This window comes from Mycobacterium sp. 852002-51057_SCH5723018 (assembly GCF_001667035.1).
Taxonomy (GTDB): Bacteria; Actinomycetota; Actinomycetes; order Mycobacteriales; family Mycobacteriaceae; genus Mycobacterium.
In genome coordinates this window covers 1-10853 of the sequence record NZ_LZIR01000042.1, presented here as the reverse complement: position 1 = coordinate 10853, position 10853 = coordinate 1, and the positions used below count along the sequence as shown (strand labels likewise).

At 68.0% G+C, this 10853-nt stretch carries 10 protein-coding genes; 8 read left to right on the top strand and 2 right to left on the bottom strand.

What is annotated here, in order from left to right; genetic code table 11:
* Window positions 1–194: 194 nt before the first annotated feature.
* Window positions 195–1439 (top strand): sodium-dependent bicarbonate transport family permease, encoded by a 1245-nt coding sequence (locus tag A5764_RS10330; protein WP_067112619.1) that lies wholly within the window; start codon window positions 195–197, stop codon window positions 1437–1439.
* On the opposite strand, the gene hemW is transcribed toward A5764_RS10330, so the two are convergent.
* The gene (hemW, locus tag A5764_RS10325; RefSeq protein WP_067112615.1) at window positions 1436–2608 is read right to left on the bottom strand and encodes a radical SAM family heme chaperone HemW; all 1173 of its coding nucleotides are present in this window, start codon (window positions 2606–2608) and stop codon (window positions 1436–1438) included. The two genes, A5764_RS10330 and hemW, sit on opposite strands and share 4 nt — an antisense overlap.
* Before the next feature lie 169 nt (window positions 2609–2777).
* On the opposite strand from hemW, the gene A5764_RS30040 reads away from it, so the two are divergent.
* The 4 genes from A5764_RS30040 (at window position 2778) to A5764_RS10310 (ending at window position 6200) form a co-directional block, all read left to right on the top strand.
* Window positions 2778–2849 carry an Ms4527A family Cys-rich leader peptide gene (locus A5764_RS30040; RefSeq protein WP_369807300.1) on the top strand — a complete coding sequence of 24 codons (72 nt, stop codon included), beginning with the start codon at window positions 2778–2780 and terminating at the stop codon, window positions 2847–2849.
* Between the two features lie 112 nt (window positions 2850–2961).
* The gene (locus tag A5764_RS10320) at window positions 2962–4641 is read left to right on the top strand and encodes a nitrite/sulfite reductase (RefSeq protein WP_067112613.1); all 1680 of its coding nucleotides are present in this window, start codon (window positions 2962–2964) and stop codon (window positions 4639–4641) included.
* Window positions 4638–5378, top strand: a complete 741-nt coding sequence (locus A5764_RS10315) for a phosphoadenylyl-sulfate reductase (protein WP_067112611.1) — start codon at window positions 4638–4640, stop codon at window positions 5376–5378. The genes A5764_RS10320 and A5764_RS10315 overlap by 4 nt, the downstream gene beginning before the upstream one ends.
* A 66-nt stretch (window positions 5379–5444) precedes the next feature.
* Window positions 5445–6200, top strand: coding sequence for a sirohydrochlorin chelatase (locus tag A5764_RS10310; RefSeq protein ID WP_082951632.1), 756 nt, complete (start codon window positions 5445–5447; stop codon window positions 6198–6200).
* A gap of 6 nt (window positions 6201–6206) precedes the next feature.
* On the opposite strand, the gene A5764_RS10305 is transcribed toward A5764_RS10310, so the two are convergent.
* The gene (locus tag A5764_RS10305) at window positions 6207–6755 is read right to left on the bottom strand and encodes a TetR/AcrR family transcriptional regulator (protein WP_067112608.1); all 549 of its coding nucleotides are present in this window, start codon (window positions 6753–6755) and stop codon (window positions 6207–6209) included.
* A 112-nt stretch (window positions 6756–6867) separates the two neighbouring features.
* On the opposite strand from A5764_RS10305, the gene A5764_RS10300 reads away from it, so the two are divergent.
* The 3 genes from A5764_RS10300 to A5764_RS10290 form a co-directional block, all read left to right on the top strand.
* Window positions 6868–7614, top strand: a complete 747-nt coding sequence (locus A5764_RS10300; RefSeq protein WP_067112605.1) for a 3-oxoacyl-ACP reductase family protein — start codon at window positions 6868–6870, stop codon at window positions 7612–7614.
* Between the two features lie 113 nt (window positions 7615–7727).
* Complete coding sequence (locus A5764_RS10295; RefSeq protein WP_082951633.1) at window positions 7728–9722, top strand: gamma-glutamyltransferase family protein; 1995 nt, start codon at window positions 7728–7730, stop codon at window positions 9720–9722.
* Between the two features lie 286 nt (window positions 9723–10008).
* Window positions 10009–10853: PE family protein (locus A5764_RS10290; protein ID WP_156664604.1), on the top strand; the 845-nt coding region annotated here is incomplete at its 3' end.

Sequence of the window (10853 nt, the reverse complement as noted above, 5' to 3'; positions counted from 1 at the left end):
GTGGTTCACACCGCGCCGCTCTGCGTGGTTACCAGCTCTGCCCAACCGAACAGGGTTGCTGGAACAATGTTGTTAAGTGTTCGTTAATGCGTTGACTCAGGTCCGGTAAGTCCTCATGGTTCTATTGATGTTCCTGGACGCCCGGCGTCACTAGTCGTTTTCCCATCGCCCAACTGAGTCAACGCGAGGCGCCAATGCTTCAGGAGTTCTGGCAGAACTTCACGCACAATCTTTTCAAGCCGTTGCTGCTTTTCTTCTATTTCGGATTCTTGATCCCGATTCTGAAGGTGCGGTTTGAGTTCCCGTACGTGATCTATCAGGGCCTGACCATTTACCTGCTGGTTTCCATCGGCTGGCAGGGGGGCGAAGAACTCGCCAAGGTCCAGCCGGCCGACATCGACAACATCGCCGGGTTCACGGTGATGGGTTTCGCCTTGAACTTCGTGATCGGCTGCCTGGCCTACGTTTTGCTGAAGTACATCACCACGATGCGGCGAGTCGACCGGGCGACGGTCGCCGGCTATTACGGCTCGGACTCGGCGGGAACGTTCGCCACCTGCGTGGCGGTCCTGGCCGGCGTGGGCATCGCCTTCAACGCCTACATGCCGGTGTTGCTGGCCGTCATGGAGATCCCTGGCTGTCTGGTGGCGCTGTACCTGGTGGTGCGGCTGCGACACCGGGGTCTCAACGAGGCGGGCTACATGCCCGACGAGCCCGGGTACACCCCGTTGATCAAGGCTGGCGTCGGGCCGGGCACCGCCACCCGGCCGCAGCCCGGCCAGACGCTCGCGACCGAGGACGAACGCGGTGTGGAGCAGGAGCTCGAATTCTCGATGGAAAAGCTGGAGCATCCCGACTGGGAGCCCGACCGTAGCCCGCCGCGCGGCAAGGCCAGGAGGATGCCGATCTTCTCCCGCGAGATCGCGCAGGAAGTGTTCCTCAACCCTGGGCTCATTCTGCTCATCGGCGGCATCATCGTCGGCTTCATCAGTGCACTGCAGGGACAGAAGGTCGTTCACGACCAGAACGAGCTCTTCGTGGCGGCGTTCCAGGGTGTGCTCTGCCTGTTCCTGCTCGAGATGGGGATGACGGCGTCCCGCAAGCTCAGAGATCTGCGATCGGCCGGCCCCGGGTTCATCGCCTTCGGCCTGCTGGCGCCCAATGTGTTTGCGACGCTGGGGATCTTTGCCGCCTACTTCTACGCCGACCTCACCGACACCCACTTCCAGCCGGGTACGTACGTCCTGTTTGCCGTGCTGTGCGGCGCCGCGTCCTACATCACGGTCCCGGCGGTCCAGCGGCTGGCCATCCCGGAGGCCAGTCCCACCCTGCCGCTGGCGGCGTCACTGGCGTTGACGTTCTCCTACAACGTGACCATCGGCATCCCGCTCTACATCGAGATCAACCGCATGGTCGCGCACTGGTTCCCGGGCTATTAGCCCAGCACGGTCCGCACCACTCCGTCGGCGAGCAGCCGTCCCCGGGGAGTGAGCACCAGCCTGTCGCCGTCGGCTACCAATAACCCATCGGCGACCACTGTCTCGGCGCGTTGACGTTCGGCCTCACCCAGCAGGTCAACCGGCAGGCCTTGGCGCAGGCGGATTTTCAACAGCACGTCCTCGGTGTGCAGGGCTTCGCCGTCCAGCCGCTCGAAACCCCCGACCGGCAGCGCGCCGCCGGCCAGCGCCTCGGCATAGGCGTTGGGGTGCTTGACATTCCACCAGCGGGTGGCACCCACGTAGCCGTGCGCGCCCGGGCCCGCACCCCACCACTGCCCGCCGTCCCAGTAGCCGAGGTTATGCCGGCACTCGCCGCCCGGGCGGCACCAGTTGGACACCTCGTACCACGTCATCCCCGCCGCGGACAGCCGCTCGTCGACCAATTCGTAGCGGCGGGCCAGCACGTCGTCGTCGGGAGCAGCCAGCTCCCCGCGCCGGACCCGCCGGCCCAGTGCGGTGCCCTCCTCGACGACCAGGGCGTACGCGGACACGTGGTCGACGCCCGTCTCGACCGCGGTGTCGACCGAGCGCAGCAGATCGTCGTCGGACTCCCCCGGAGTCCCATAGATCAAATCGAGGCTGACGTGTTCGAACCCCGCCTCCAGCGCCTCGCGGGCCGAGGCCGCCGATCGGTTCGGCGTATGAATGCGGTCCAGGACCCCCAGCACGTGCGGGACCACCGATTGCATGCCCAGCGACACCCTGGTGAATCCGGCGTCGCGGATCCTGCCGAAAAAATCCGGCCAGGCCGACTCGGGGTTGGCCTCGGTGGTGATCTCGGCGTCCGGCGCCAGCTCGAAGTGCTCGCGCACCATGTCCAGCAACGTGGCCAGCCGCTCGCCCCCGAGCAGCGACGGTGTGCCGCCGCCGACAAATACGGTGCCCACGGTAGGTCCGTCCAACCGTGCGGCCGCCAGCTGTAGCTCCGATCCCAGTGCGCTCAGCCAGGCGTCCGGGTTGACGCCACCCAGCTCGGCGGGCGTGTAGGTGTTGAAATCGCAGTATCCGCACCGGGTGATGCAGAACGGGACGTGCAGGTACAGCCCGAACGGCTGCCCGGGACCCGGCTGTAGGGCGGGCAGTTCGACCGGGGCCTCGTGAAGGGGCATGCCAAATGATCGCACGCCGGGAACAGCTCTCAGGCAATTCTCGGCTTCGTCCACCGGATCACCAAGGATTGTTCGCTAGTTTTGTTCATCGTGAGGGCAAATTTGACCTGGTGGCACCGCTGGTCCGCATCCATGGCACAATGGGCCGGTGACCGCCGCCCAGCCCAGCATGCGTATCGCCCTCGTGGCGCGGCGGCATATCGATCTCAAGCGTGTTTGCAGCTCCTGCTGTCTCCCTTGATGTCGTAGACCCGCCCCCTGTACGTCCAGGCGCCGGATCTGCGCCGCCGAAATAAAACCGGTGAGTCGCGCGTCCAAGTCTGCAGCGTTCGCGAAGAGGAGAAGCCCCCGAAATGACCACAGCCCGTCCCGCTAGGGCCCAAAACAAGGCCCGCAGTGAAGGCCAGTGGGCGCTGGGAGATCGTGAGCCGCTCAACCCCAACGAAGAGATGAAGCAGGCCGGCGCCCCGCTCGAGGTGCGCGAACGCATCGAAACCGTGTACGCCAAGGCCGGATTCGACAGCATCGAAAAATCCGACTTGCGTGGGCGCTTCCGGTGGTGGGGGCTCTACACCCAACGCGAGCAGGGTTACGACGGCAGCTTCACCGGCGACGACAACGCCGAGTTGCTCGAGGCCAAATACTTCATGCTGCGGGTGCGCTGCGACGGCGGCGCCCTGACGACCGAGGCGCTGCGCACGCTGGGCCAGATCTCCAGCGAATACGCCCGCGACACCGCCGACATCTCCGACCGGCAGAACCTGCAGATGCACTGGATCGAGGTGGAGCAGGTTCCGGAGATCTGGCGGCGGCTCGACCAGGTCGGCCTGCAGACCGCCGAGGCGTGCGGTGACTGCCCCCGCGTGATACTGGGCTCACCCCTGGCCGGCGAGTCGCTCGACGAGGTGATCGACCCCACCTGGGCGCTCGAGGAGATCGTCCGCCGCTACATCGGCAAGCCCGACTTCGCCGACCTGCCGCGCAAGTACAAGACCGCGATCTCGGGCCTGCAGGATGTCGCGCACGAGATCAACGACATCGCATTCATCGGGGTCAACCACCCGGAGCACGGCCCCGGCCTGGACCTGTGGGTCGGCGGCGGCCTGTCCACCAACCCGATGCTGGCCCAGCGCCTCGGGGCCTGGGTTCCGCTGGATGAGGTGCCCGAGGTGTGGGCCGCGGTGACGTCGATTTTCCGCGACTACGGATATCGCCGGCTGCGGTCCAAGGCGCGGCTGAAGTTCCTGGTCAAGGACTGGGGTGTAGAAAAATTCCGCGAGGTTCTCGAAACCGAGTACCTCAAGCGCCCCCTGATCGACGGCCCGGCCCCCGGGCCCGTCAGGCATCCCATCGATCACGTCGGGGTGCAGCGGCTCAAGAACGGGCTCAACGCCCTCGGGGTATCCCCGATCGCCGGCCGGGTTTCGGGCACCATCCTCTCGGCGGTCGCCGAGCTTGCCGCGCAAGCCGGTTCGAACCGGGTCCGGTTCACCCCCTACCAAAAGCTGGTCATCCTCGACGTGCCCGACGACAGGCTCGACGAGCTGATCGCCGGCGTGGAGGCGCTGGGTCTGCAGTCGCGTCCTTCGCAATGGCGGCGAAACGTCATGGCGTGCACGGGAATCGAGTTCTGCAAGCTGTCGTTCGCCGAAACCCGCGGCAAGGCACAGGAATTGGTTCCCGAACTGGAGCGCCGGCTCGACGACATCAATTCCGAGCTGGACGTGCCGATCACCATCAACATCAACGGCTGCCCGAACTCGTGTGCGCGAATTCAGGTCGCCGACATCGGGTTCAAGGGCCAGATGGTCGACGACGGTCACGGCGGGTCGGTCGAGGGCTTCCAGGTACACCTGGGCGGCAGCCTCGGCCTGGACAGCGGTTTCGGCCGAAAACTGCGCCAGCACAAGGTCACCAGCGACGAGCTGGGCGACTACATCGAACGGGTGGTACGCAGCTTCGTCAAACACCGTTCCGACGGGGAAAGATTCGCGCAGTGGGTCGTTCGCGCCGAGGAAGGAGATCTGCGATGAGCCAAGCAACCAAGCTGACCGAAGCCGAACTGCGCGACCTGGCCGCCCGTGGCGCCGCGGAACTCGAGGGCGCCGACGCGACCGAGCTGCTGCAGTGGACCGAGGAGAACTTCGGCGGCATCAACGGGCCGCGCGGCTGGGCGACGTGCAACTACGTGGTGGCCTCGAATATGCAGGACGCCGTGCTGGTGGACATGGCCGCCAAAGTGCGCCCGGGCGTGCCGGTGCTGTTCCTGGACACCGGCTACCACTTCGTGGAGACCATCGGCACACGAGATGCCATCGAGTCGGTGTACGACGTTCGGGTGCTCAACGTCACTCCGGAGCACACGGTCGCCGAGCAGGACAAGCTGCTGGGCAAGGACCTATTCGCCCGCGACCCCGGCGAATGCTGCCGGCTGCGCAAGGTCGCCCCGCTGGGCAAGGCGCTGCGTGGCTACTCCGCCTGGGTGACCGGGCTACGCCGGGTGGAGGCGCCGACCCGCGCCAACGCGCCCTTCATCAGCTTCGACGAGGCGTTCAAGCTGGTGAAGATCAACCCGCTGGCCGCGTGGACCGACGACGACATGCAGAACTACATCGACGAGCACGACGCGTTGGTCAATCCCCTTGTGTACGAAGGCTATCCGTCGATCGGCTGCGCCCCGTGCACCGCCAAGCCGGTCGAGGGCGCCGACCCGCGCAGCGGGCGCTGGCAGGGCCTGGCCAAGACGGAATGCGGGTTGCACGCGTCGTGATGACCCGCGCCGGCGACGATGCAGTGGGGGCACCCCCAGCCGCGAAGCGGCGAGGGGGACGCAGCGATGAGGTGTGGGCACCACCCGCCTGCGGAGGAGAGCGGCGCCATTAAAACGCTCGTGCTCACCGCGCACGGAAGCAGGGATCCACGATCGGCCGCCAACGCGCGGGCCGTCGCCGAGCGGGTGGCGCGCATGCGGCCCGGGCTCGACGTGCGGCTGGCCTTCTGCGAACTGAACGCGCCGAGCCTGACCGAGGTGCTCGACGGCCTGTCGGGTGAGGCGGTGGTGACACCGTTGCTGCTGGCGAACGCCTACCACGCGCGCATCGACATCCCCGCCCAGATCTCCCACTCGGCGGTCAACGTCGCCCAAGCCGACGCGCTGGGAGAAGACCCTCGGCTGATTTCGCTGCTGCGGCAACGGGTTACGGAGTTGGGCGTGTCCCGGCTCGACGACCGGGTCGGCGTGCTCGTCGCGGCGATCGGGTCATCCGACCTGCTGGCCAACGCCCGCACCCGGCAGGTGGCACCCCACCTGTTGGCGCGCACGAACTGGGTGGGCGCGACGACGGCCTTCGTGACCAGTCCGGAACCGTCGCTGGCTGAGGCCGCGGGGCGGTTGCGTCGGCAGGGCGCGCGCCGGGTGGTCGTCGCGCCGTGGTTCCTGGCCCCCGGACTGCTACCGGACCGGGTGCGGCGCTTCGCCGACGGCGCCGGTCTCGCGCTGGCCGAACCGTTGGGTGCACACCGGTTGGTCGCCGAGACGGTGTTGAGCCGTTTCGATCAGGCGGCGAAGACGCTCGGGCGGGCCGCGGCATAGGCCGCCTTAGGACTTCGGCCAGCCCGCCAAGGCCAGATCGGCGATCGCGTGCAGTTCCCCACGGTCGGCACCGCTGCGGGCCTGGATCGAAATCCCTTGGCAGACGGCGCTGATCCAGCGAGCGAGCAACAAGGTGTCTACGTCGGACAGTTCGCCGGCGGCCACCGCTTGGTCGAACCTGCGTGCCAGCTCGCGCGCGGCCGCATCACGAAACTCGGCCAGTCCGGCCGCATTTCCGACCAGCAGGCAGCCGTCCGGGTCGCCGGATGTCGCGTCGGCCGCCCCGTGCACCATGGCTTCGGCAACCTCGCGCGCGGTCGTCCGGGTGAGCGCCGTTGCCATGTAGCCGCCCGGGCCATTGATGTACCGCTGCTTGGCCCGTTCGAAGAGTCCTTCTTTCGAGCCGAACTCGCCGTAGATGCCGCGGCGGTTCACCCCGGTTGCGTCGGTCAAGTCACTGATCGACACACCCTCGAAGCCGCGATCCCAGAACAGCTTCATCGCGATGTCCTCGACCCTGTCGGGGTCGAACGACCGGGGTCGCCCTACCGCCATGTTCCGCCTTCCGTGATCCCGGTCACAGCGGGTGTCTCCCGCTCGACAACGGAGTTGACCTCATCATACTTTGTAACCGATCGGTTCGAAACGACCTTGAGAGGAACGGGACATGAGCACAGCACCCCTAGCCGGACGCCGAGCACTGGTAACCGGAGGCTCGCGCGGAATCGGCGCCGGAATCGTGCGCCGGCTCGCCGCCGACGGCGCCGCGGTGGCGTTCACCTACGCGTCCTCGGCAGCCGAGGCGGACAAGCTGGTCAGCGAGGTGACCGCCAACGAGGCCAAGGCGGTGGCCATCCAGGCCGACAGCGCGGACCCGGCACAGGTAGGCGCGGCGGTCGAGCAGGCCGTCGCCGACCTCGGCGGATTGGACATCTTGGTCAACAACGCCGGGACCGCGTACATCGCGCCGATCGACGACTACCCACAGGAGCAGTTTGACCGCGCGGTGGCGATCAACATCGTCGGCGTTTACTCGGCGATCCGCAGCGCGATCGGTCACCTCGGCGAGGGTTCGCGGATCATCAACATCGGCAGCATCAACGCCGATCGCGTCCCGGTGGCCGGTTTGGCCGTGTACGCGATGACCAAGGGCGCGGTCGCATCCCTGACCCGTGGTCTAGCTCGCGAACTCGGGCCGCGCGGAATCACGGTGAACAATGTGCAGCCGGGCCCGATCGATACCGACATGAATCCCGCCGAGGGCGAATTCGCTGACGCCATGCGCCAAGTCATGGCGTTGGATCACTACGGACACACCGATGACACCGCTGCCGTGGTGAGTTTCCTGGCCGGCCCGGAGTCGGGATTCGTGACGGGAGCCAATTGGAACGTCGACGGCGGATACACCGCCTGACATGCGCAGGGGCGGCGGAAACTCGTCGCGGATCGGCCAACCGCGCAGCGCCAGAACGTGCTTGACGCGATCGATCTCGTCGGGTGCGGGCAGGTGATGTGACGGCGTTGCTCATGGGATGTCGCCGAGCCACCGTCAACGATCAAGCCAAGACCTGGTCCACTACACTTCGTGGCTTGAACGCGCCCCGAACCGGAGCTCTGCTCACCGCGCTGGTGCTGACGCTGGCGGCGTGTGGTGGCCACCACGCGGCGGCGCCGCCTGCCGCGGGCCCGTGCGAGATCGTGCCCAACGGCACGACGGCGCCCCAAAGGCCTTCGGTCACGGCGACTTCGGCGGGCGCCCCCGAGGTCGCGACCGGCTACCGCAGCGACATGACCGTCGTGAGGACGGCACATTACGCGGCGGCCACCGCCAATCCGCTGGCGACTCAGGCGGCCTGCCGGGTATTGCAAGACGGTGGGACCGCCGCCGACGCCCTGGTGGTTGCCCAAGCGGTCTTAGGTTTGGTCGAACCGCAGTCTTCCGGGCTCGGCGGCGGCGGGTTCGCGGTCTATTACGACGCGCGCGCCGGTTCGGTGCAGGCTTACGACGGCCGCGAAACCGCCCCCGCCGCCGCCACCGAGAACTACCTGCGCTGGGTCAGCGACGCAGACCCCACCGCGCCCAAACCCAACGCGCGGGCCTCGGGACGATCGATCGGAGTCCCGGGCATCCCGCGGATGCTCGAGCTCGTGCACAACGACCACGGACACCTGCCATGGCGCGACCTCTTCGCCCCCGCGACGGCGTTGGCCGACAACGGATTCGACATCAGCCCCCGGCTGGCCGCCGCCATCTCCGACTCCGCGGCACCACTGCGCGTCGACGCGGCGGCGCGCGGATACTTCCTCAACCCGGACCGCAGCGCCAAGGCCGCGGGAACGCGGCTGACGAACCCCGCATACTCAAAAACCTTGTCCGCCATAGCCTCCGCAGGCGTCAACGCCTTCTACACCGGCGACATCGCACACGACATCGTCGCCGAAGCGCGCGACACGTCCGAAGGCCGCACGCCGAGCCTGTTGACCAACGAAGACCTCGCGGGCTACGTCGCCAAGAAACGCGACCCCGTGTGCACCGCGTACCGCGGCCGGCAGGTCTGCGGCATGCCGGCGCCGTCGTCGGGCGGCATCGCGGTCGCGGCCACGCTGGGCACCCTCGAGCGTTTCCCGCTGGGCGACTACCCGCCCACCCACGTCGACCTCAACGGCGGTCGCCCAAGCGTGATGGGCGTTCACCTCGTCTCCGAAGCCGAGCGGCTGGCGTATGCCGACCGGGACGAATACGTCGCCGACCCCGATTTCGTCGGGCAGCCCGGCGGTTCCCCGGGTGCGCTGATCGACCCGGGCTATCTGGCCGGGCGCGCGGCGCTGATTTCGCCGCAGCACAGCATGAGCACCGCCAAGCCGGGAGACTTCGGCGTGTCCACCACCGTCGCGCCGCCCGGGACGGAGCACGGCACCAGCCACGTCAGCGTCATTGACTCCTACGGCAATGCCGCCGCGTTCACGACGACCGTCGAGTCGACGTTCGGTTCGTTCCACATGGTCGACGGCTTCATCCTCAACAACCAGCTCACCGACTTCGCCGCCGACCCCCGCGCGGCCGACGGGTCGCTGGTCGCCAACCGCGTCCAGCCCGGCAAGCGGCCGCGCAGCGCGATGGCGCCGACGTTGGTGTTCGATTCCTCGCCGGCCGGCCGGGGCCCGCTGTACGCGGTGACCGGCTCCCCCGGTGGTTCCATCATCATTCAGTTCGTGGTGAAAACCCTTGTGGCGATGCTCGATTGGGGTCTGAACCCGCAGCAGGCGGTGTCGTTGGTCGATTTCGGTGCGCAGAACTCGCCGCAGACCAATGTCGGCGGCGAGGATCCCGAGATCAACACCGCCGACAACGGCGACCACGACCCGCTGGTGCAGGGCCTGCGCGCGCTGGGGCATCAGGTCAACCTGGCCGATCAGTCCAGCGGACTTTCGGCGATCACCCGCAGCTCTGGGAGCGCTGAAAAGTGGACCGGCGGCGCCGACCCGCGCCGCGAGGGCGCGGTCATGGGCGACAACGCGTAGCGCGGGCCGTATCTCACGCCGAGCTCAGCGTCCTCTGATCTTGGTCGGCGTCGCCGACTCCATCGACACGAGGGATCTGAGCGGTGAATGCGCCATGGTTGGCCGCGCTGGTCAACAGTGAAGTCAGCGAGCCGCGCGCGACGAAAAAGCGGGAAATTCTCGGGAAACCCCGGGATGTCTTGCCGCAGACCGCGATAAAGTGAGTTCCTGCCGATTGGTCGATGATGACTGGGCGATCCTCCTTATCGTCATGACTTATTGGTCGTGACGCATTGTGAGGTGTCAGATGTCGTTTGTGATCGCGGCGCCGGAGGCGCTGGTGGCGGCGGCTACGGATGTGGCGAATATCGGGTCGACGATCTCCGCGGCGACAGCGGCCGCGGCGCTCCCGACGACCGGAGTGGTCGCCGCGGCCGCCGATGAGGTGTCAGCGGCCATCGCGGCGTTGTTTGGCGCGCACGCGCAGTCCTACCAGGCGCTCAGCGCCAAGGCGGCGGCGTTTCATGGCCAGTTTGTGCAGGCCTTGAACACAGGAGCGGGTTCCTATGCGGCCGCTGAGGCCGCCAGCGCGTCGCCGTTGCAGACTTTTCAGCAGGACGTGCTCAGCGTCATCAACGCCCCGACCCAGACGCTCTTGGGGCGCCCGCTGATCGGCAACGGTGCCAACGGAGTCCCGGGGACCGGGGCAAACGGCGCGGCCGGCGGGATATTGATCGGAAACGGCGGGGCGGGCGGCTCGGGCGCGACCGGCCAGAACGGCGGGGCCGGCGGGGCCGCGGGGCTGTTCGGCACCGGCGGCGTGGGCGGGACCGGCGGGTTCGGCGCCACCGGCGCCGGGGGTACCGGCGGCGCCGGCGGGACCGGCGGGCTGTTCGGTTCCGGCGGCGCCGGTGGGGCCGGCGGGCTCAGCACCCTGCACAACGGCGGGGCCGGCGGCAACGGCGGAACCGGCGGGCTGTTCAGCGTCGGCGGCGTGGGCGGCGCCGGCGGCGCCACCGACGCCGTCGGCGGCGTCGGGGGTACCGGCGGCGCCGGAGGGACCGGCGGGCTGTTCGGCATCGGCGGCGCCGGCGGGATCGGCGGGGCCGACACCATGGGCGCCGGGGGTGGGGGGGGGGCCGGCGGGAACGG